Below are 20,393 nucleotides of genomic sequence, written 5' to 3' on the forward strand. Positions count from 1 at the left end.
AATTATAGAGATTAGAAAAATCCCTTTTAATAGACCGTGTCAGTGTTGTCAGTCCTTTTTAGACCCTATAATTATTTTTTTAATGAGTAAAATAAAAACATTATTTTTCAATAGGTTAATGTCTTTAAAACACAACCCATATCAAGAATACAATCTTTAAAGATAATCAATGATGTGAATTGATTAAAACTTGTCAATTATATGTCAGTAAATTGAACCGACAAAAGTGATGATTTTAGAGAATTGATTACAACGTGCTTTATGAAAATCATATGATCCTTTAAAGCCTTTCAAAAGATATCTTGTAACTCATAAGAAATGCTATCAAGATCATTGGGTTATGAGTTTTGAAGATTTTGAGTATTTTGAGGGTTCCTTTTACCCCCCGTTATATATTTTTTAAAATAGAAAAATAAAAATTATTATATTTCAATATATTAACATTTTAGAGATACAATCTATATTAAAACACAACCTATAAATACAATCATCGGTATAGTTTTGAAGGTATTTTGAAGGTGTGAGAAACCTTCAAAACCTATAAGTAATATAAGAAAATGAATCTACATAACTCTCTTTAAACAAAGCTTTTGATAGCAATAAAGCACTCATTTTAGATTACGGTATAACCTCTTAAAGGCAATGTAAAAAGATCTAATTCACTTTAAGAGTGGATTTCTTAAAAGTCTTAAAGCAATCCAAAGTAGAGTATTTAAAAGTGCAAATTTTTTCTTTTTAGAATAACGCATATAAACACTCCTTTTAAAGATTGTATGTAAGCAATGTATAAAGGGGGTATAGACTGTTATAAGACCCTATACCCCTTATGCGTTTATCATACCCATTATGTGAGCATGCTTTATAAGTTATTCAGTTTCTCTTATTTCTAATTTTGGTAAGTTTTTTACGATTTTCATGGTTTCTAAACTTACGGTAATAACCTTTTGAAACAACTCTAGAGGGTAGGCGGGGTTGCCAATGGTTTCAACGGCATAGCGATTGGCATTATTCACAATGCTACTTTTTTTATCTGTTTTTACACATTGACGCCCCATAACCCATTCAAGAGCGGGTTTACCATTGACGATAGGGTTATTGGGGGTCGCTCATACCTGGTTTTAAGGCAAAAGATTTTGGGCATATGCTTGATTCATTAAAGGCGAATATTGGGATTGATGCTTTGAGAAAAGCGAAAGCATTTTCACCAAATGGTGCATCTGGTTTTGGGAATTTATCTAATATGGAATTGCAAGCACTACAGAATTCTGTAGCGGCACTGTATCAAGATCTTTCACCAGAGCAAATGAAAAAATCTTTAAAAACCGTTATTGACACTTTCAATAAATCCAATGCGGCAACACGAGCAATTCTTTTTGGTGGCGCAGAGGCAACAAGCGAACTTGTTCAAGCTGCCTATGGGGAGGGTGCTTATAAGGAAAATAATACGCAGTCTGATGTTTCACTGGAAAAACAGATAGAAGCATTGCCGGAAGGTGTATTGTTTATTGATAGTGACGGACGCATTAAGGAGAAAAAAACCAATGGCTGAATTAATTCCTCCTCTTATTGATCGTAAAAACACAAGAGTCATTGGGCATGTAAGTGATTATACACCAGAACAGCTTCAAGAGCTTTTTTCGAAGAATAAGGAAAGGTTAAATGGTTCTCTTACAGAAAACAAAAGTATAACAGAAGAAGATGGTCCACATCCAAGTGCTGCGGGTGCTTTTGGATGGGGGGCTCTTCACGGGCTCACTATGGGCTATGATGATGAAATAGCTGGAATATTAGAAGCAGGGTTTTGGGATTATTGGAAGGGAGATGAAAAGGCAGTCAAAAAATATAATGAAGTGACAAAGCGATGGCGAGATTATCAAAAAGCAGCAGATAGAGATCATTTTTATCTATCTCTTGCGGGGAATTTAGCGGAGGCAGCGGCCCCCATAATTGTTTCTGCCCTCTTTCCACCCGCAGCAGGAGCTACAGCTGCTGGTCGTGCGGCAATTGGGGCTGATGTTGTGTTGGGAGGTAGAGCAGGTGCCACAGGAGCACAAATAACCAGTAAAGCTCTAGCAGCAGGGGAAAGGGCGGCACAATCTGCTTTGGTAGAAGGTGCGGAACGCACAGCAGCAAAAGTAGCAGGTGAAGCCGCAATGAAAGCCGCAGCAAGTAAAGAGGTAGCAAAGTTTGGCTTAAAGCGTGCAGCAAAAACTGGAGCAATTTATGGCGGAATAGCAGGCAGTGGTGAGGGAGAAGGGTTTGCAGATACTCTCATGTCTGCTGGGTTTGGTGCAGGGCTAGGTGGTGCAACGCCATTTGTTGCAAATGGTGTATCAAAAGTGACACCTTTTGCGACAAAATTACTCAAAGCAACATTGAGAGGACCGGTAAGTCCAGCTGAAATGGCGGCAAAAGCCGCGCAAATGGCAGAAAAAGAAGCATTTCAAATAAGCGATAGAGCGTTTAAGGCTGTAAGCCGGACTTTAGGGGATGAAGGCGTTGATAAGCTTGAGAGGGCATTAAAACAGCGTGGTCCTGATTCAATGATTATTGATCTTCATAATGAGCTTTCTGCGAAAGCTTTTGAAGCAGCAAAAAAAGACCATGATACCTATTCACTTGTGAGTAATCGTTTAGGAGCTAGGCAAGATACCAGTGCACTGCGGGTAAAGGATGCGTTGACAGATGTGATGGGTCCAAAGGTCGATACGCTTGATTTGAAGAAGCAGATTATCAAACAAGAACAGAAAAAAGCTGAACCATTTTATGAGAGGGCGAAAGCTTCTCCTATTTCCAATGCTGTCAGTAAAGATTTATCTCTCTTGCAGGAAAGTCCCGCATTTCAAAAAGCATACAAAAAAGCAATTGCGCAAATGCCCAATGAAGCGGATGCAACAGTTGTAGGGAGCAATGGATATCCAAAGCTGAATATGCGGATTTTACATAAGATGAAAGAGGTTTTGGATGATCAAATTAATTCTGCGAATCTCAAAGGAAAACGAGGGTATGCGCGAGATTTGACTCTGTTCAAACAGCGCATTCTGGACATTTTGGATACGTCATCTCCAGATTATACTAAAGCACGGAAAATTTATTATGACGAGCGTACTATCGGTGATGCTTTGGAGCAAGGAGAGCAAGCGCTGAAGAAGAGCGTTAGTCTCGATACAATTAAGAGTCAACTTGCGGATTTTGGGGTGATGGAAAAAGAGGCGTTTCAAAAAGGTGTACGCTCACAACTAGAACATGCGGCAGGCAATGCAAGAAATTTTGACCATAATCTTTTGAGTTTGTTTGACACGCAAAATGGTCAAGAAAAATTACAGCATATTTTTGGTGAGGATAAAGCCAAACAGCTTATGAAAGTATTGCGACCAAAGGTGGAAAGAACAAGGTTGTTTGCACGCTTGCCAAACCATATGGGTGAAGTGGAAGAGAGGGGGGCACAACAGACTATAGGTATAGGAAAGATTGCTTTCATCAAGGCAGTTGTAAAAAATTTCTTAGGGAAATTTGGACGCAAATTCTTAAGCGTTCATAAAGATACTGAGAGAGATATTGCAGCGCTTATAACAGCGCGGGAAAAAGGAGATTTTGGGTTAGCAAGAGAAAAAGCCGTTGAATTAATTAAGGAGTTTCACGAAGCAGAAAAGAAACGCTTAATAACCAAAGAAGATCACACAAAATTCATCAATTTTGTTGGCATTCTTTTGAATAGCAGTATTGATAGAACCTATGGACATGTTTGTTAAAACTTTAAATAATTTTTCACAAAAGGATTCGACAGAATTTAAAAAATTGTTGGAAAAAGTTAGGAAAAAAGGAAGTGCTTTGTAGAGGCATATAAAAAATTCTATTCCCTACCTTTTATCCATATACCCCGTACCTTAAAAAAGATGTTAAAAATCAATAAATTATCTGTATAAAAAAACCAAATGGTGCCCCCAGAGAGCGAATCAGGATTTATTAGCAAGATTCAAATTATGTAAATATGTGCAAGAGCTATTGATGTCTATAATTTTTTATGTTCCAATAAAAAAATTAAGAATTAAAGAAAAAATCTCAAATCAAAAAATTAAGGTGGTCTAAAAGGTGGACGAGCAATGTGTGAAAAGGTGGACGAGAAGGGAAATTAAGTGAGGGGGATTCATAGATTATCAGCATTACTTGTCAAGTCTGCTTCTCAAGGTAAGTATTGTGACGGGGCAGGATTATGGTTGAATGTTCGAAAAGACAATACGCGCTCTTGGTTCTTTCGTTATACATACCATAACAAATGCCGTGAAATGGGGCTCGGTCCAGTTGCACAACTTTCTCTAAAAGAAGCGCGCGAACTTGCCAAGCATTATAGTGCTATTCTCAGAGAAGGCAATGACCCTATTGTCTTTCGAGAACAAACCGTCTTAAAACAGCAAAGCAACATATTCAGTGAGATTGCAATTGCGGCTTTTGAAAGTAAAAAAGCAGAGTTAAAAAATGAAGGCAAAAATGGGCGTTGGTTTTTTCCGCTGGAATTGCATGTTATTCCACACATAGGCAGCCTCTCTATAGAAAAATTAACGGCTAATATCATTCGCAATGTTCTTGCGCCCCTTTGGCATGAAAAAGCAGACACAGCACGAAAAGCACTTAATCGTATTAACATTTGTTTGAAATATGCTGCGGCTCTTGGTTTGGAAGTTGATCTACAAGCTTGTATGAAAGCGCGCGCCCTTTTAGGAAAAACTCGTGCTACACCAACAAACATTCCTGCTATGCCATGGCAAGAAGTTCCGGCTTTTTATCAGAATTTGGATGATAAGGTTCTTTCAAATTTAGCACTGAAGCTTCTTATTTTGACTGGAGTACGGTCATATCCATTGCGATATTTACGTCTTGAACAAATAAATAAGGATATATGGACAATACCGAAAGAAAATATGAAAGGTATTGTAGGAAAGGTTTCCGATTTTCGCGTGCCATTGAGTGATGAAGCTTTAAAAGTGATTGAAAAATCTCTCCCCTTTGAAAAAAATGGTTTTCTCTTTTCTGCTCTTACCGGCAGACCAATTTCTGATGCAAGCATGGCAAAATATATGACAGTTTGTAGTTTGACTTATCGTCCCCATGGTTTTCGTTCCAGTTTACGGGATTGGATAGCAGAAACAACGTCAACACCTTTTGAGATTGCCGAAACTGTTCTTGCGCATTCCGTTGGGAGTTCAGTGACAAAAGCTTATATGCGGACAGATTTTTTAGAACAACGACATACCCTTATGGAACAGTGGGCTGCATTTATAACAGGAGCGACCTAAGGGGATCAAATTGTTAATGTTTTAAAAACCACTGTTTGAGATGTGCAATGATATTATCTCTCGCATCTGTGAGACGTGCGAAATTGATAATTCATTTGCTAAACAGTTTCGCACGTATCAGAGTGTATTTAGAGTTGGATGTTTGGTTTTTGTGTAAAAATATTTGCCAATGCGTCCATAATACGTGAAAAATCAAGTGCTAATAAGAGTATAATGAGTACAATCCATTTCGTATAACGTGACATCACTTTTATACTTTTGTAGGTTCAGCATCACTTTTTTGATTAACTTCATTTTCCACCTCCAGTCGTGTTGTTGCTGCCTTTAAGGTTTTTTCTGTTTGCTTTTGCTGTTCTGCCTTTTTCCCAAGGGTGAAAGCTTTTGCTAAAGCTATAAAAAAAGCGGCTAGAGCCGCACCTGTTAACAGCAGATTTCTTTTCATCCATAAGATCATAAACGGTGTTCCTGAAAACGTTTAGCAACAAAGAAAATGCCAGCACATGCGGCTAAAACCATGATGGTGGCGAGCGCCCATTGAACTGGACCGTTGCCTGCTAATAAGCCGCCAAGTCCAGAAAAAGAACCAATGACTGGAGCAAGAGCTTCGGCTTTGAAAAGCCCGGTTGGCGCTTGCGTTTCTAAGGTTTGGTAGTTAGAGGAAACAAAAGCACCTTTCGCCCATAATCCTGCTTCAGCTGCACGCCGATGTACAAGACCTTGCAAGCGTTTACCACCGGCTTTGGTCCATTTCTGTAATTCGGTTGGGATTGCTTCATATTCACCGTTATTGAGTTTTTTTAATAGGGTCGAATTGCAAAAAGCTGTTGTTCCTACATTATAGCAAAAGGAGACCAATGCCGCGAATTGTTCATCGGTTAAAGAAACTTGAACGGCTTGTTCAACGGTATTTTCAAATTGTTTTAAATCTTGGCAAAGAAGTTCTTCAGCTTGTTTTTCAGTGATTGCCATGCCTTTATGAACAAAAGGTTTTCCGGCATTGTTTGTATGTCCATAACCAATGGTCCATACCCCAATGGCGTCTTTATAGGCATTCAAACGCAAGCCTTCCCATTGTTTAATCAGTGCTAGCCCTTCTGGTGATATTTTTCGCATATGTTTCTCCATAAAAAAGCCCCACACAAGGCGGGGCTGAGTGAAAATCTAAAAATAAATTTCTTTCGCTCTTGACAAGCATTCGTTTATAAACGAATATACATTATGTTTGAAATACGTCACTACCTTACCTCTGATGGCAAAGACTTGATAGCCAATTGGCTGCGAAAGCTCCGTGATGTGCAGGCTAAAACTGCAATTATTCGCCGTCTTAATCGTTTAGAGCAAGGAAACTTTGGCGATTTCAAGCCGCTTCGTGATGGTGTCTATGAACTGCGTATGAATATTGGTCCTGGTTACCGAATTTATTATGCTCAGTCTGGAAAGACCGTATTATTGTTATTATGCGGTGGTACCAAAAAAACACAAGACACCGATATCACTCGTGCATGTGCTTGTTGGTACGATTGGCAAAACCGTGAAGATTAAGGAGTGCAAAGATGAAAGATCGTAGCCATGATGATGCAATGGCAGAAATATTCCATAATGACCCTGAAGTAGCAGCAGCGACCCTTGATGCAATCCTAGCAGATGGTGACCAGGGGGAACTGCTTGTAACACTTCGTCAAATGGCAAAAGCCTATGGTGGTGTTCAAGCTGTAGCTAAAGCAGCCAAACTGAATCCTACACAACTTTATCGTACACTTTCAGAAAAAGGCAATCCAGAGTTCCGTAGCCTAAATGCTTTACTACGTACCATGGGGCTTCGCTTAGCTGTACAACCTCTTGAACGATCAATTCCACACATTTGATCTGTATTAACCGCCTCCCCATTTTTGAGAACGAGGAGGGGACTTCTGTTTTTGAACTTAAGCAACCTTTTTAATGGGGCTCTCGAGATTTGGTTCATAAGTTTTCAACAAAGGTTCCATAATCGGAGGAGGTTTTAAGGCTCCAAAATTTGTAATCATTGCCAAAATTTTGAGTGCATTCGGACTTTCATCTTGAAGCTTTAAAATTAAAGTTTTTTCTATCGCATCCATAGTCTCAATGAGAGCACTAAAAGCTTTATCTTCAACATCATCACGATCAGAAAACTGATACAACGCCATCCACAAATCGCATAAAAAATCAACACTGGTATTCATTGTACACCTCCATGAATTTGCTCTCTTAAACATGCTAATCCTCTGGATGTGATTTTTGTCGAAGGGAGTACCTTTTCTGTACCATCTGGTCTTTGAATGGTGATAGCAGGGCAATCCATGAATCCTTTCTTGATTTTATCTTGGTAAGGTAACAAAGGCGCCCCTGGAGCCCGTCGATAGACCCAATCATGTTTACGCAAGTAATCCGTTAAATCCTTTGGTCGCACCTCTAACATCTTCGCAGCTTCGATAAGACCGAACAAACCATCAGAGCGTTTTAAACCTTCCAAAGCCCCTGCTTTTGGTGCTAATTCTGCAATAACATGGTTTTTTTGCTCGATTTGACTTTGTAGATGATTTAAGACACCAAGTAATGCTTCTGGTTTGGAGTAGTCAACTTGTGGAGCGGCTATCTGTGGAGTAGCGACTTGTTTTAACCGTCTTTCACACTCAATAAAGTATAAACGAGCTTCTCTACCTTTCTTATTATTTTCAAGCATAGAGAGCTCTTTGGCTACGCTTAAAGTCAGATGATAATCTTTACGATTGTGACCACCTCTGCCTTTGCTCCCCAAAATCGGGGAGCAAACAAAATCTTGATTTTCTAATAAATTATATTTGTTGATACGGTCAGTAATCCAAGTAGAGAAATCTTTTCCTATTTCCAAAAACGTATGTAATTCACGTGCATTTACTGTCTGAACAGTGTCGCCACCAATACTGGTTTGATATATGTCGATTAAATATTGTGCCATGATTTGGCTCCTATGTGCTTAAAGGTTTTTCATTGACACTCTATGAAGAGCGCCGGGTGCTGAAAAACACGGCACATAGCCCGTCGTTATGCCTTTCCCATAAGGGTATTGTATAGCATAACCACACCCGACGATATTATTATATGCCTGTAGCATATAATGAGTCAAAGCTTTTAATTGGCGGTGAAAAGACTGTTTCGGCAATCTATCCGCTATGTGTTTAAGGTGTTTTTCAAGCACCTGATTCGACAATAGACACATTGTTGACATGTTGTCAAATAAAAAATTAAAATATAAACGAGCTTCTCTACCTTTTTTATTGTTCTCCACCATAGAAAGCTCTTTAGCTACGCTTAAGCTGAGAGCATAATCTTTGGAGGGACGTCCACCTTGGAGGTTTTCGCCAAAATTGGTGAAAACTAAATAATCCTGATTTTCTAATAAATTATATTTATTGATGCGATCTTTAATCCAATTGGAAAAGTCTCGTTTTGCCTCTAAGAATGCATGCAATTCGCGTGCACTAACGGTTTGAACAATCTCTTGTCCAATTGCTTGTTCTGATATTTTAATGAGAGTCATTGTGAACCCCTAGTTGTTAGATGTTTGTTAATGACACTCTAAGAGAGTGCCGGGCGCTAACAAACACGGCAACTAGTCCGTCGTTACACTTTCCCCGCAAGGGTATTTTATAGTGTAACCACACCCGACAAACTTCCTTATACGCTATACGCATACAATGAGTCAAAAATTTAAATTTGCGGAGAAAAGATTGTTTCGGCAATCCATCCGCTAGTTGCTTAAGGTGTTTGTTAGGCACCTGATTCGAAAATACACATTGCATAAATAATGTCAAGCACCTTTCTATAATTTTTTAATTTTGTTTATCTATCTTCCTTGTCCATATGGATAACGTCTTCGCCTTCATCACATGCGTTAGGGGGGGCGTTTGGATCAAGGGTATCATCTTTATCTGGTGTGGTGTTTGCAACGTTTCCAGCCGCATCTTCTTGGGTTTCATCAAAAAGTTCACAATCTATTTTTGTGGTGTAACCACCTGTTTTATCAAGCTTGTGTTTAACGCTTTTGATACGCCATTTTGCTGGAATATAGGGGCGGAAAGGGGGCTCTTGAACAAGCTTGGCTTCTGCTTGCACAAAGGGATCACCTCCGATATCACATGAGAAAGAAGATTTGCCACGCGATGATTTATTGCGATAAGCCGCAATGGCCCCAACAGCTTCTGATTGATTGTGGTAGGTATATTTGAGTTCATGAAACGGTGCTTGACCAACCTTGACTTCCTTTTTTTCACCAGTGCGGATATCATGATAGCTTGCGATAACACCGCCTTTTTTCTCTTCTTCTTGCTCTTGATTTTCAGGTGTTTTGGCTTCCATCTCTGCTTTAGGCAAATTGGGGGCGTCACTTTCGGCCATATGGATAACATCTTCGCCTTCTTCAACTTCTTCTGGCTCTCGTGCATCAGCGGCGGCTTTTTGGTCATCTCCTGCATCTGTTGCTAAGCCATTGGCTGCTCCTGCTTCATCACGTGCGCTGTATTTAAAATCCCAAGAGCTGCAGAGTTTCTCATGGATAACAATAACGGGCAGTGTTTCACCGGTAATGGCTTTGCCTTCACCCCGTTTGGCAAGCACCAATTTGCCATCAACGGGTTTTGCTACCGCATCATAGTCTTCTGCAAAGCGTGTGGCAAAAGCCATATCGCTCTCAGAAGTTTGGTCAATGTGACGTACAACAATTTTTGCAAGAGCAGGATCAACTTTTGCTATATAGCCATTGCGCTCTGCTATCTCTTGAACAATATTGCCAAGGGTTTGTTGGTGATAGGATTGGCTTTTGGGTGTTCTATAAGACGTGTTCATGGAGGCAGCGCGTCCTGTCACGCTTAAACTTTGTGGGGGGCTGCTTACAGAGATTTCATCAATCAGATAGGCTCCCATATCGCGGACTTTACCACCTTCATAGCCAAGTGTGACAGAAATGATTGTTCCGATGAGAGGAATATCAAGAAAGCCATTGTCGCTCTCACGCGCGCGGTCATCAAGTTCTATGGTGATGCGGTCACTTTTGTCTTCTGCTTCATCCGTAATTTCAATCGACAAAACATAGTCCATAAGTATGCGTGTAATATCTTCTCCATTTGCCATTACTGTGCAAAAAGGTTTCATGATTGTCTGCCCCAAATTCTAATCACTGGTGTGGCTTTAGGATAGGGGAGGGTTGGCAAAACGATTGTGATACCTGCTTTTAAAATGGGTCCATAGTCTGCAAGACCAAAATTTGCTGCATAGACGCGTTCAACAGCAAGGGCTTGTTGACCTTTGGCATAATATCTCCAGCAAATGGCATCAACCATATCGCCTTCTTTTGTTACGTAAAGATCACTCATAGCTCTTCACCATATTCTCTCAACTTTATTGTAAATTCTTGTTTTTTTGGGGTCCCATTTTGGTGAAAAATGCTTTGTTTTTCCTCTACAGAAAGAATGACAAACTTTCCTAAAATTTTCCCCTGACCCGTCACAAGAATATGAGGACCATTATGCGCCATTTGTCGCAAATACTCGATTTGTCCGTGACCGCCTTTAAAATCTGGATAGATCACACCGGTTAAAGAAAATTCCGCATTTGCAACGGCAGGCAATTGAAGAGCAGCTTTGCGCCCCAATCGCCCTTGCTCGACCCATGGAATGCCATAAGACATGTCGAGGGTTTGATAAGCGGCCGTTTCAATGGAAAAGATAAAACCACCCAAAGCTAACATCATGATGTTTAATCCGAAAGGCTAGAGGCTATAGCCAAGCGTTGCTGTTTGGCATAGCGTTCAAGGGCTTGATTAACAGCGTTTCTGATTTCATCTTTAAGACCATTGGGGACGGAAATATTTAAATTTGAAATCATCACGCGGGCATCTACTTCTACCGGCTTATGAACGGTAATGGGCTTGGGAGCTTTGAGGGAACCCACTTTTGCATTTGGAGCTTCCATATGCCTTGTTTCAACGCCCCCTGTATTAAAACCACTCTTGCGTTTTTCAAGGGGGGTATTTGTAACCACGGCTGTATCAAGCATTCTTTTGACAGGGGCTTTGGTTTGATTGGTAAAGGTTTTAATGGTCTTCGTTGAAGTTTTGTCGATTGTAGCCTTAAATTCTGATTTTTTTCCTCCAAAGCCAGGTATCCAACTGGTTAATTTTTGGGTCTGGTTGCTAAACCAGTCAGACAGAGCATTCCATTTGCTTTTGATGCCATCCCAAAGCCCATTAATAAGATTGGAGCCTGCTTCCATTAAATCGACACCGAACAGCCATTCAATGAGTTCATTGATTTTTTTCGAAATCCAAGAGAGTGGTGAAAAGTTTTTAAAGAGCGCCAAGAGGTTATTAAAAACATTACTACATAAGCTCGCAAAAGAATCCCATAACTTGCTTATAAAGCTTATGACTGTGTCCCAATTTTTATAAAGCAGATATCCAATTCCAATAAGGGCTGCAATGCCAGCCATTATCCAGCCAATAGGTGTGGTCATGATGGCAATACCAAGCGATATAAAAGCAGAACTAACGGCAGTTATTGCTGAAATCAGTGTACCTACAAGAGTTAAAGCAAGACTGGCAACTGCGGAAGCAGCTGAGGCTAATGCTGAAAGCAGTGATCTTCCCAGAGTAGCAGAAAATCTAATAAAAGCTTTATCTGCTGCGACTATTTTTGAGAGCAGGGATTTTCCAAGGTTTACAGCCAGACCGGTAATTTTAGCACCAACAGAAGTGAAGGCCGCAAGCACTGGTCCTGAAAGAGCGAAAGCAAGCCTGATAAAAACTGCGCTTACTATGGCTAGTGATGTAAGCAGCCAGCCATTGATTTTGTCCCAATTTTTGTAGAGTAAATATCCGGCAGCAACAAGAGCTGCAATACCACCAATGATCCAGCCTATGGGGGTTGTCATAATTGTGATACCAAGGCTAACAAATGCGGCTCCCACGGCTGCTAATGCGGCAATGAGTGGACCAAAAATGAAGGAACCAAGAGCGACAAGTCCCACCTTGAAAAGGGTTATTTCACCAATCAGAGGTTCTAGCCATTGGAACCAGCCTTTAATCCTTTCTGTGAGATCACTGATACCTTTTCTTAAATCAGAGGTAGGATTAAGCAAATCTTGCAAGACTTTTCTTAAGGTTTTCGCCCAGCTCGCAACGGTTGTTTGAATGAGGTCACGGTTTTCATCAATCAACTTTGAAAAACCATCAACCATATCATTGATCACGGGCATAAAGCGTGCGCCAATAAAGCTCGCGATACCACCTATTTTTTTCTTAAAGGCACCAAGCTTGTCACTTAAATCTGCGGCATAGCGTGCAACATCAGCACCTATCAGCCATTTTCCTTTTCTCGCCTTTGCAAACAGCTCTTTGATGGGCGCCATGCCTTGTGAGAGCATGGATGCCATTTCTTTACCATCTCCACCAAACAGTAAGGCAGCAATGTGCTGTCTTTGTGCTTGATTTTTCATCTTACTCATCTTGTCGGTAATTTCTTCCAACAAAACGGAGTTTGATTTGAGTTTTCCAGAAGCATTTTTGACAGAAATACCAAGCGCTTCAAAGCCCATCATGCCTCTTTTTTGTCCGGCATATGCTTGGGCTGAACGTCTATTTAAAGTGGCCAAGGATTGTTGAAAGAGTTCGGCAGAAGTGCCTGAATTATCAGCAGCATCCCCCCATAATTGAAGTGATGCAACACTCATACCTAAATGGTGTGAGGCATGGTGAAGACTATCGCCCAGATGCATGGTTTTCATGGTGAGGGCGGTTACACTTGCCACAAGACCCCCACCAGCAAGCCCTAAGACACCAGTAAAGACCGAAGCACGACTTGCCGCTGTGCTAAGAGCACCTTGAACACCATGAAGACTTTTTGTCATGTTTTGTACAGCAGCAGAAAAGCGCGGAATACCCAAACTATGTGAGAGTGTTTTTGAAAGTGTATCGAATTGCTTTTGTACACGTTTAAGAGGCGCGGTGAGTTCGTCTTCAAGAGACAATTTCACCTTTGCATCGGCAACTTTTTCACTCATTTTGTCTTATACCTTTCTGCTGCTTGTTTTCGCCAGAATATGAGTTCTTGTGGTTCCATTTCCATCATCTCTGAAAGGGACCAATGGAACACAATGGCGATATCGGCTATGAGTTTTGCGGCGGTTTCCCAGTCAAGGTATCCCGCCGTTTGATAAAAGACTCCAAGATCTCTCCAATGCTTGACAAATCATTGATGTCGAGTTCACTAATAGCCTCATGCGGCCATCCAGAAAGGCGTGCGATCATAGCGATTGTCTGCTCTATACCTTCTTTTTTGTCGATTGCTTGCAAATCTTTTGTTTTGGGGCGCCGTAAGGTAATTGTGGTGTGCTCTTTTCCTTCAAAGGCAATGGGTATCAATAATTTATGTGTAATGCTTGTTTGGACGGTCATTTTTATAATCCTAGATTGTTTCTGTGGTCTGCGAGTTGATTGATGCCATTGAATTTTCTGATGAGGTTGAGGACGTCTATCTCAACAATTTCAATGTCCTTCTGGACATATTTGAAATATTGCAATGTGAATGTTGCTGTAGAAGTTGCTTTGCCTCCCGGTTGCCATTCTGCCATTTCAAAGCCTTTGCAAAGTCCTCTCATGGTAATAACAACACCTTCTGCGGGTGTGCCTTGTGCTTGCATTGAACTGCGCAATGAGATGTCGACATCCGTGCGTCCCAACAGAGCCATTAATTCTGGAGAGCAATCAGAAATGGTCATGCTAAGCGTGAGGGTTTCAAGACCAAGATCAACCTCAATGGAGCTATCCATGCCACCACCGCGATAATTTTCAACGACCAAACTCAAATTTGGTAAAGTGACACTTTCACATTTTGCTTGATAGGGAATGCCGTCAACAAAAATGTTAAAATATTTCAAAACTCTTGGTAATACAGGGACTGTCATTAAAAGATCTCCTCTAGGTAATCATTGATGATTTGTGAACGGAACGTGATGTGTTCTGCGGGTGTTGTTGGGGTAAATTCCACATTGAAATAGACTTTTCCGCTTTCAATGGCGCTTGCTGTATTAAGCTCTAGATCAGGCGTACAACGCCCACCAAGAATAGCGCCTTGTGCTTTCAAATCACGCAAATAGGCATTGACGCTTTCACTGACATCATGCATGTAGGTTTTTTTGATATTGCGGTCGACAGCCCATAGATGTCCGCGCAAAATAGCATCATTGATCATATCTGCGGTGCGTACCACGGATAAAAAAGCAAATTTTGTATCGCTTGAGAGTGTGCGATTTCCCCAAAGGCGATAGCCATTTTCGCGAATGATTGTTGTGATGTTTTGTTCATTGAGAAGGTTGGCACGGCTTGATCTGTCCCCAATGGAAAAATCAATGGGGCGCGCAGTTCCCACAATGCCATTGATCACTTTATTGGAAGGGGAATGCCAAAAGCCATGGGTAAAATCATTTTTAGCAATGACTCCAGCAACCGCTGCACTTGCTGGCTGTTCTATGATCTTTCCATCACGATTTACCTTTACAAACGGGTCAATGAGAATAGCGCGTTTTGAATCAAAATCCTTTGCTGTGCTAAGAGCTGCTTCATCTGTTGTGTTTGGAGCATCAAGCACCACAATGGCGCGCAAACGCTCGGCAATGCCAATCAGTTCTGCTGCGATGGGGTTGGCAGTTGCACTAGTTTCATTCCCTTCAATACCCACGCTGGAAGGGCGTTGATGGGTAAAGCCTGGCGCAATCAGAATACGTGGTGTTTGTCCTACAATGGATTGTGCTCCAATGAAAGCATGAACGCCTTCATAAGCGCCATTTGCGTTTACACCACCTAGAATATTGGTGAGTGTTGCATTTTCGTTGTCACCTTCTTGCACACGGATGACAACGACAATTGCGCCTACTTGTTTAAAAATAAGATCAAGGGCATTGGGTAATGTACCTTGACGCTTACCCGTTTTATCCAGTTTTGCGGCTTGTGAAAGAGAGCCTGCGACCAAAACCGGTGTGTTGAGGGGGAATGCTCGGTTATCGGCATCGGGTGCTGTGCCAACAATTCCGATAACGGCAGACTGAACCGCGCGAAGGGGGCGGGTGCCGTCGTCAACCTCAACGACTTCAACACCGTGTAAAAAACCTGTTGCCATTTTATACTCCTTTGAAATATTGGCTAGATCCTTTGAAATATTGGCTAGAAATGAATGGGAAAAATTAGAGGTAAAAAGCCGCTCTTGAGGACGACTTGACAAAAACTTTAAAACCGTTAGATTCATACAAAGGTGCTTCAAAAACACCTCAAAACAACAAGCGGATTGGTTACCGAAATAATCAGTCTTCTGTGCATTAAAGACTTTGACTCATTATATGCTACGCGCATATAATAGTGGGGTCGGGTGTGGTTATGCCATAAAATACCCTTTCGAGGGGAAAGCATAACGACGGGCTTGTTGCCGTGTTTTTGAGCACCCGGCATTCTTCATTGAGTGTCAATCAAAAACATTAATCAACAAGGAGTTCATCATGAACAATTTAGTAACAATCAACAATGATGGTATTGCTGTCACAACCTCTTTAAAAATTGCCGGTGGTGTGGGGAATAGCCACGCTACAGTTATAAAGCTGGTACGTCAAAACATTGAAGACTTTGAAGAATTTGGAAGGGTTGGATTTGAAATCTCACCCTTTGGGACCAAAGGCGGAAGACAGAAAAGAGTAATTGCTATTCTCAACGAACCACAAGCCACTCTACTCATGACCTATATGCGTAACAATGATACGGTGCGTGCATTCAAAAAAGCCCTCGTCAAAGCTTTTTATGATTTAAAAAACCAATTAATTGATAATGATCGTGATACACGGTTTGATTTTCCAAGTAACTGGGATGAAATGGGAGCGACATATTTATGGACCTCTCCACATGCATCTTGTTAGAGCCTTTACGTTAGTAGAAGAGAGCAAACATTATAAAACGCTTGTTGAAGAAGCCAAGCAAGTTTTAGGAAAAACTATTGTAAAAGCTGCTTAAGTAAAAAACATGACTCATCTCCTCGCCTTGAGGCGGGGAGGTAGTTAATGCCGTAAAATATCTTTACATAATACATATTGTACGTATAATACGTATTATACATTAAAGATAGGATGTGCATATGAAAAAATATAGTTTTACAGATGTCAACCGCGGGGCAGGTGATATTTTAGACGAGGCTATGTCAACACCTGTTGCTTTGACAAAACGAGGGCGTGAAAAAATCATTATGCTTCCTGTTGATTTATATCATGAATTAATAAAAGCGCGTTCTAGTGTACAATCTTTTTCCTATGCAGATGCACCGCAAAATATATTAGATGATTTAGATCGTGGTTTAGATGACATTTTAAACAGTGATGAACATGTTTAAAGCAGGGGATGTTGTTCGGTATTATTATTTATGGCACGAACAAGCGCGAAAAGGTGAACATTCAGGGCGTAAAGTGCGTCCTTCTTGTGTCATGGTTAAAACTGAAAAGCATCTTTTTTTGTTTCCTATCACTTCTCAAGAGCCAGTTAATTTGCAATTTAGCTTAAAAGTACCTGAGATAGAATGCAAACGTGTGGGTTTGCAAAAGCAATCTTGGGTACGTGTTGATGAATTTAATGTTGTTTCTTGCGAATCTTTGTTTGACTTTGAAGATTTAAAACCACAAGGGCGTTTTAGTCTTGCTTTTATGCGTAAAATTGCACTTAAAATTAAAGAAGTTAAAGCAATAAAGCCACTTGGAAAAGTTTCTAGAGACTGAGTTATACAATTAAACAGTATGGAGTGTTGGAACTTTGCTAACATCTGTTTCCCGTTCAGCATGCCAAGCATCATAATTGGCTTGAAGCTGTAGCCAAAGGGCTGGTCCATTTCCTAACAATTTACCAATGCGAGCTGCTGTTACGGCTGTGACTGGACGTTCTCCTTTAAGGATACCGTGCAAGTGCTGGCGTGATATTTGAAGAATCCTAGCAATTTCGGTTTTGCTTGCATTTAAATGTTCTAAGGATTCAGCTAAAATTTCTCCTGGATGAGAAGGACAACGATTAGGATTGCGTATAGTCATAGATAGTCTTCTTTGCAATTAATTTTAAAACCGTTACAATTTAAACAATATGCCATCGATATTATATCATTTAAAGAAATTTAAAAAATGAACATCAAGCCTATTCGCACTGAACAAGATTATCAAGAAGCCTTAGAAATTGTGTCTGCAATATTTGATAATCAACCTCAAGAGAGGGGACTCCCGAATTTGATCAAATGAAAACTCTTGTTTTGTTAATTGAATCTTATGAAGCCGAACACTATTCCTGTTTCTCCAACTCATGCGTAAAGAGAAGCACAAACTCATGGAGGGAATAAACTTGCACGTCAACATCAAGGATTTTATAACCGCCCCAAGGGCGGTTTGGCTAAACATCTCTAAGGGTCGAGAAGCTTGACCATCCTCAATGAGGCGGATACCATGATTAAATTTTATTGCCATTTTGCTCTCCAAATCAATGGAGAGACTATAACAAGCATCACCATGCTTCATAAGTCTGACAGTGTCAGTCAAAAAGCCCTTTAAAAGGGCTTTGAAAGAGCTTTAAAGGGGACTTTAAAAACATATAAGCCTGCTTATAAAATAGCTATCCATTTGACTTCTGTCATATCTTGGTTACTTGTGCATCCATTTAATCTTTCCACAATCTTATGAGAACAGCGCCATCAGCACCAGCACCGCCACCCCCAAAACCACGCCCTGCTTTTCCTGAATCGTAGGAACCTTGCCCCGTTCCTCCACCATCTCCCCTTGATGTATTGCCCCCAGCATTTCCCCCATTACCACTTGTTTTGCTCGTAATTCCACTCGTTCCAGCATAACCATTTCCGCCTTTGGCTAATCCTAGAGGTCCGTCTGTTGCTAAACCCAAATTTCCACCAATACCCCCAGTTCCGCCAGTGCCTGAATAGTAATAAGTATTTCCCCTTGATATACTATAATAAGCACCTCCACCACCATGTCCTCCTGTAGCGGTAATAAAATTCTTTCCAACGGTTGTTGTTCCTCCAGACTTACCTGTTACATTCCGCCCTGAAACAGAAGCTCCTCCTTTACCAATGATGATATCTTCATGACCATTTAAACTGGTTTTATAGCCATACCATACTGAACAACCACCGCCGCCACCACCACCGCCTAATCCTGGCGTACACGCTCCACCACCACTGCCCCCACCACCCCAGGCTGTAATTTCAACTTTTGTGTTATCTGTTACCCAATCGGGCCACTGAATTTTCTCATCTTGCGTATACAGCAATTCAGCATCGGCAATAATGAGTTGATTAATCAAATCTTTTTTGACTTTTTTAATTTCCTGCTTGAGAATATCTATTTCTGATTTCGTATAAACAAGATCTCCATCGACCTTCAAAGGTCCTTTAAGAAAGCTTCCGCTTGCGCTTAAACGAGTGACCACCCTACTTTTCATCCGACCGAATAAGCCAGATGGTACATTACCCCAGATTTCCAACTCGTCACTCATCGTGACTTTGCTGGTAAATTTATTATAACTTTGCCATTCATTGGCTTGTTTTAGGCGCCCATAGCTGGTCAGATCTTGATTGATTTTGGCTCTAAAATCATCAAGCCCCACGATATCTTCGGTTTTATGTTGGTGCGCACCTAACAGTGAGACAGCACTGCCAAAGGTAAAATTATTGTTGCTTGATTTATAGAGAACATAATTGTTAGCAGCATCTTTTGCCCCCTCGATATCGCTTAAATCAGCAAAAGTGAAGGTTTTATCTGCTGCCATCTTGCCATTAAGGGCACTTTCTAGATCTGTGATTTCACTTATGGTATGCGTGTGTTGTAAAGGCGCCTTTTCGTCTATTTTTTCCTCAACAGCCACAAGCGCTTGATCAAGTTTGCCCAAGTTTTCACGCAAGATGGGGAATTCAGAACTGATAAAACGCCCCTCTTTAGGCAATTCCATGTCGAGTTTTTTGGTTTTTGTCATCTCTCATTCTCCCCTCATAATATGCCGGCGCCAAAATCACACACCATGGAGCGTGCAGCAGGCCCACCGGTAAGCGTGAGTTTAAGGCGTGCTTGTCGTGCTGTTTTGTCACTGCTAATGAATTTTCGTTCTGTCCAAAGTGGTTCAGCAAGTTGTTCTGTTTCATCGAGTTTCAAAGGGACAAACGCCCCATCATCCAGTTGCATCTCCAGTGAAAAAGTTGCACCACCTGGCAAGAAGGTTTTGATATAGCTGGTCAACCTTGCCTTTTCCCCAAAGGCAAAAGCCCGCGTGACATAGGTAGCTTCCTTATGAATCTTTCCTGCAATCAACTGAACCGGGGCAAATAACACCGGAGAGAGTTTCTCTGTGCCTTTAAGAATGGCGCGAAGCTTGACCTTTTCGCTGATATATTCAGTAAGGCTTAATAATTGAAAGGGCAGCAACTGATAAATCGTGCCGTTATTACGTTCAATTTCAAAGATGACAGAACACTCACTTGAAGGCAATTCAACCGCTGCACGCACTTGCAAATCAGAACAATCCACAAGATCAAATTCTCCTAAAGGAACGATTTTTTCTGTTTGCCTATAGCGGGCAGCGAGCACCCGAAAGGCTAAAGCTTCATCTTGATGGGCGGACCAGCTCTTGGCATTGACCGAGGAAAAGCGTGGTCCCGTCACGTAAGGGTGGCTTGAAACATATCTTTGGTTGTCTTTATCAAAATCCCCAAGTTTAGCCAAGGAGACAGAATGATCCGCATCATCGGTTTTAAGCACAAAGGCGGTAAGACGGTCATCAGGAACGGTTAAGGGAACATCATAGCGTGCGCCAGCCCAGCCGGTTTTTGCACCCTTCATGGAATAAGAGGTTTGGGCTTGAATATCGGCGGTAGGATAACCGTTTTCGGTGGTGACCAAATCAATCACCAGATCATGGTTTTGATTGCCAATTTTACAAAGGTGAAAATCAATTCCCGTGATTTGCCGTGTTTCATCGGGGGTAAAGACTTGGGCTTGCGGGTCATAGGCTGTCCATATTTTCACCGTGGTGGT

At 41.1% G+C, this 20,393-nt stretch carries 21 protein-coding genes and 4 pseudogenes; 8 read left to right on the top strand and 17 right to left on the bottom strand.

Annotated elements, in window-relative coordinates; translation table 11 throughout:
* Positions 1–866: 866 nt before the first annotated feature.
* A pseudogene (locus CEV08_RS07760) lies at positions 867–1,088 on the bottom strand (type ISP restriction/modification enzyme); the annotation flags it as partial.
* Between the two features lie 2 nt (positions 1,089–1,090).
* Here CEV08_RS07760 and CEV08_RS07765 point away from each other — a divergent pair.
* The 3 genes and pseudogenes from CEV08_RS07765 to CEV08_RS07775 form a co-directional block, all read left to right on the top strand.
* Positions 1,091–1,549, top strand: a pseudogene (locus tag CEV08_RS07765) (hypothetical protein); the annotation flags it as partial.
* On the top strand, positions 1,542–3,752 hold the full coding sequence (locus CEV08_RS07770; RefSeq protein WP_100131082.1) for a hypothetical protein: 2,211 nt from the start codon (positions 1,542–1,544) through the stop codon (positions 3,750–3,752). The pseudogene CEV08_RS07765 and the gene CEV08_RS07770, both read left to right, overlap by 8 nt.
* 384 nt (positions 3,753–4,136) lie before the next feature.
* Positions 4,137–5,294, top strand: a complete 1,158-nt coding sequence (locus CEV08_RS07775) for a tyrosine-type recombinase/integrase (protein WP_100131083.1) — start codon at positions 4,137–4,139, stop codon at positions 5,292–5,294.
* A 250-nt stretch (positions 5,295–5,544) separates the two neighbouring features.
* Here CEV08_RS07775 and CEV08_RS09585 read toward each other — a convergent pair whose 3' ends face one another.
* Together CEV08_RS09585 and CEV08_RS07785 are read right to left on the bottom strand one after the other, a co-directional pair.
* Positions 5,545–5,748 (bottom strand): hypothetical protein, encoded by a 204-nt coding sequence (locus CEV08_RS09585; protein WP_180753572.1) that lies wholly within the window; start codon positions 5,746–5,748, stop codon positions 5,545–5,547.
* Entirely contained in the window at positions 5,745–6,407 is a 663-nt protein-coding gene (locus tag CEV08_RS07785) for a lysozyme (RefSeq protein WP_100131098.1), read from the bottom strand. Before CEV08_RS07785 ends, CEV08_RS09585 begins: the two co-directional genes overlap by 4 nt.
* 105 nt (positions 6,408–6,512) lie before the next feature.
* On the opposite strand from CEV08_RS07785, the gene CEV08_RS07790 reads away from it, so the two are divergent.
* Positions 6,513–6,836, top strand: coding sequence for a type II toxin-antitoxin system RelE/ParE family toxin (locus CEV08_RS07790; RefSeq protein ID WP_100131084.1), 324 nt, complete (start codon positions 6,513–6,515; stop codon positions 6,834–6,836).
* A gap of 11 nt (positions 6,837–6,847) precedes the next feature.
* A complete protein-coding gene (locus CEV08_RS07795) occupies positions 6,848–7,159 on the top strand; it encodes a DNA-binding protein (RefSeq protein ID WP_100131085.1) in 312 nt (103 codons plus the stop codon).
* A gap of 57 nt (positions 7,160–7,216) precedes the next feature.
* Here the strand turns inward: CEV08_RS07795 and CEV08_RS07800 are convergent, their stop codons facing one another.
* The 11 genes from CEV08_RS07800 to CEV08_RS07855 all read right to left on the bottom strand — a co-directional run bounded on the left by CEV08_RS07800 (position 7,217) and on the right by CEV08_RS07855 (position 15,460).
* Positions 7,217–7,495: a hypothetical protein gene (locus tag CEV08_RS07800; protein ID WP_100131086.1), complete on the bottom strand. Its 279-nt coding sequence runs from the start codon at positions 7,493–7,495 to the stop codon at positions 7,217–7,219.
* Entirely contained in the window at positions 7,492–8,250 is a 759-nt protein-coding gene (locus CEV08_RS07805) for an antA/AntB antirepressor family protein (protein WP_100131087.1), read from the bottom strand. Before CEV08_RS07805 ends, CEV08_RS07800 begins: the two co-directional genes overlap by 4 nt.
* A gap of 18 nt (positions 8,251–8,268) precedes the next feature.
* The gene (locus tag CEV08_RS07810; RefSeq protein WP_100131088.1) at positions 8,269–8,832 is read right to left on the bottom strand and encodes an antA/AntB antirepressor family protein; all 564 of its coding nucleotides are present in this window, start codon (positions 8,830–8,832) and stop codon (positions 8,269–8,271) included.
* A gap of 302 nt (positions 8,833–9,134) precedes the next feature.
* Positions 9,135–10,442 (bottom strand): contractile injection system protein, VgrG/Pvc8 family, encoded by a 1,308-nt coding sequence (locus tag CEV08_RS07820; protein ID WP_100131089.1) that lies wholly within the window; start codon positions 10,440–10,442, stop codon positions 9,135–9,137.
* Positions 10,439–10,663: a tail protein X gene (locus tag CEV08_RS07825; RefSeq protein WP_100131090.1), complete on the bottom strand. Its 225-nt coding sequence runs from the start codon at positions 10,661–10,663 to the stop codon at positions 10,439–10,441. Before CEV08_RS07825 ends, CEV08_RS07820 begins: the two co-directional genes overlap by 4 nt.
* Entirely contained in the window at positions 10,660–11,040 is a 381-nt protein-coding gene (locus tag CEV08_RS07830; RefSeq protein WP_011180248.1) for a phage tail protein, read from the bottom strand. Before CEV08_RS07830 ends, CEV08_RS07825 begins: the two co-directional genes overlap by 4 nt.
* A 5-nt stretch (positions 11,041–11,045) precedes the next feature.
* Positions 11,046–13,346 carry a phage tail protein gene (locus CEV08_RS07835; protein ID WP_100131091.1) on the bottom strand — a complete coding sequence of 767 codons (2,301 nt, stop codon included), beginning with the start codon at positions 13,344–13,346 and terminating at the stop codon, positions 11,046–11,048.
* On the bottom strand, positions 13,343–13,414 hold the full coding sequence (locus CEV08_RS10290) for a GpE family phage tail protein (protein ID WP_081485993.1): 72 nt from the start codon (positions 13,412–13,414) through the stop codon (positions 13,343–13,345). Before CEV08_RS10290 ends, CEV08_RS07835 begins: the two co-directional genes overlap by 4 nt.
* Positions 13,415–13,452: 38 nt before the next feature.
* On the bottom strand, positions 13,453–13,740 hold the full coding sequence (locus CEV08_RS07845) for a phage tail assembly protein (RefSeq protein ID WP_100131092.1): 288 nt from the start codon (positions 13,738–13,740) through the stop codon (positions 13,453–13,455).
* Positions 13,741–13,742: 2 nt separating this feature from the next.
* Positions 13,743–14,249: a phage major tail tube protein gene (locus CEV08_RS07850; RefSeq protein WP_100131093.1), complete on the bottom strand. Its 507-nt coding sequence runs from the start codon at positions 14,247–14,249 to the stop codon at positions 13,743–13,745.
* Entirely contained in the window at positions 14,249–15,460 is a 1,212-nt protein-coding gene (locus tag CEV08_RS07855) for a phage tail sheath subtilisin-like domain-containing protein (RefSeq protein ID WP_100131094.1), read from the bottom strand. Before CEV08_RS07855 ends, CEV08_RS07850 begins: the two co-directional genes overlap by 1 nt.
* 373 nt (positions 15,461–15,833) lie before the next feature.
* Between CEV08_RS07855 and CEV08_RS10295 the strand changes: the two are divergent.
* The 3 genes and pseudogenes from CEV08_RS10295 to CEV08_RS07870 all read left to right on the top strand — a co-directional run.
* A pseudogene (locus CEV08_RS10295) lies at positions 15,834–16,155 on the top strand (Rha family transcriptional regulator); the annotation flags it as partial.
* A 304-nt stretch (positions 16,156–16,459) separates the two neighbouring features.
* Positions 16,460–16,711, top strand: coding sequence for a type II toxin-antitoxin system prevent-host-death family antitoxin (locus CEV08_RS07865; RefSeq protein WP_012231061.1), 252 nt, complete (start codon positions 16,460–16,462; stop codon positions 16,709–16,711).
* Complete coding sequence (locus CEV08_RS07870; RefSeq protein WP_100131095.1) at positions 16,704–17,090, top strand: hypothetical protein; 387 nt, start codon at positions 16,704–16,706, stop codon at positions 17,088–17,090. The genes CEV08_RS07865 and CEV08_RS07870 overlap by 8 nt, the downstream gene beginning before the upstream one ends.
* Positions 17,091–17,099: 9 nt before the next feature.
* On the opposite strand, the gene CEV08_RS07875 is transcribed toward CEV08_RS07870, so the two are convergent.
* The 3 genes and pseudogenes from CEV08_RS07875 to CEV08_RS07890 form a co-directional block, all read right to left on the bottom strand.
* Entirely contained in the window at positions 17,100–17,396 is a 297-nt protein-coding gene (locus CEV08_RS07875; RefSeq protein WP_100131096.1) for a HigA family addiction module antitoxin, read from the bottom strand.
* Positions 17,397–18,009: 613 nt separating this feature from the next.
* Positions 18,010–19,338: a Bgr_08870 family protein gene (locus tag CEV08_RS07885; protein WP_100131097.1), complete on the bottom strand. Its 1,329-nt coding sequence runs from the start codon at positions 19,336–19,338 to the stop codon at positions 18,010–18,012.
* 14 nt (positions 19,339–19,352) lie between these two features.
* Positions 19,353–20,393: pseudogene (locus tag CEV08_RS07890) on the bottom strand (DUF4815 domain-containing protein); the annotation flags it as partial.

This window comes from Bartonella tribocorum, from assembly GCF_002778015.1.
Taxonomy (GTDB): domain Bacteria; phylum Pseudomonadota; class Alphaproteobacteria; order Rhizobiales; family Rhizobiaceae; genus Bartonella; species Bartonella tribocorum_B.

Excerpts from the sequence above, each read along its gene's own strand:
- CEV08_RS07770 (WP_100131082.1), top strand. The coding sequence starts at position 1,542 with ATGGCTGAATTAATTCCTCCTCTTATTGATCGTAAAAACACAAGAGTC.
- CEV08_RS09585 (WP_180753572.1), bottom strand. The coding sequence starts at position 5,748 with ATGATCTTATGGATGAAAAGAAATCTGCTGTTAACAGGTGCGGCTCTA.
- CEV08_RS07785 (WP_100131098.1), bottom strand. The coding sequence starts at position 6,407 with ATGCGAAAAATATCACCAGAAGGGCTAGCACTGATTAAACAATGGGAA.
- CEV08_RS07790 (WP_100131084.1), top strand. The coding sequence starts at position 6,513 with ATGTTTGAAATACGTCACTACCTTACCTCTGATGGCAAAGACTTGATA.
- CEV08_RS07795 (WP_100131085.1), top strand. The coding sequence starts at position 6,848 with ATGAAAGATCGTAGCCATGATGATGCAATGGCAGAAATATTCCATAAT.
- CEV08_RS07800 (WP_100131086.1), bottom strand. The coding sequence starts at position 7,495 with ATGAATACCAGTGTTGATTTTTTATGCGATTTGTGGATGGCGTTGTAT.
- CEV08_RS07805 (WP_100131087.1), bottom strand. The coding sequence starts at position 8,250 with ATGGCACAATATTTAATCGACATATATCAAACCAGTATTGGTGGCGAC.
- CEV08_RS07810 (WP_100131088.1), bottom strand. The coding sequence starts at position 8,832 with ATGACTCTCATTAAAATATCAGAACAAGCAATTGGACAAGAGATTGTT.
- CEV08_RS07820 (WP_100131089.1), bottom strand. The coding sequence starts at position 10,442 with ATGAAACCTTTTTGCACAGTAATGGCAAATGGAGAAGATATTACACGC.
- CEV08_RS07825 (WP_100131090.1), bottom strand. The coding sequence starts at position 10,663 with ATGAGTGATCTTTACGTAACAAAAGAAGGCGATATGGTTGATGCCATT.
- CEV08_RS07830 (WP_011180248.1), bottom strand. The coding sequence starts at position 11,040 with ATGATGTTAGCTTTGGGTGGTTTTATCTTTTCCATTGAAACGGCCGCT.
- CEV08_RS07835 (WP_100131091.1), bottom strand. The coding sequence starts at position 13,346 with ATGAGTGAAAAAGTTGCCGATGCAAAGGTGAAATTGTCTCTTGAAGAC.
- CEV08_RS07845 (WP_100131092.1), bottom strand. The coding sequence starts at position 13,740 with ATGACCGTCCAAACAAGCATTACACATAAATTATTGATACCCATTGCC.
- CEV08_RS07850 (WP_100131093.1), bottom strand. The coding sequence starts at position 14,249 with ATGACAGTCCCTGTATTACCAAGAGTTTTGAAATATTTTAACATTTTT.
- CEV08_RS07855 (WP_100131094.1), bottom strand. The coding sequence starts at position 15,460 with ATGGCAACAGGTTTTTTACACGGTGTTGAAGTCGTTGAGGTTGACGAC.
- CEV08_RS07865 (WP_012231061.1), top strand. The coding sequence starts at position 16,460 with ATGAAAAAATATAGTTTTACAGATGTCAACCGCGGGGCAGGTGATATT.
- CEV08_RS07870 (WP_100131095.1), top strand. The coding sequence starts at position 16,704 with ATGTTTAAAGCAGGGGATGTTGTTCGGTATTATTATTTATGGCACGAA.
- CEV08_RS07875 (WP_100131096.1), bottom strand. The coding sequence starts at position 17,396 with ATGACTATACGCAATCCTAATCGTTGTCCTTCTCATCCAGGAGAAATT.
- CEV08_RS07885 (WP_100131097.1), bottom strand. The coding sequence starts at position 19,338 with ATGACAAAAACCAAAAAACTCGACATGGAATTGCCTAAAGAGGGGCGT.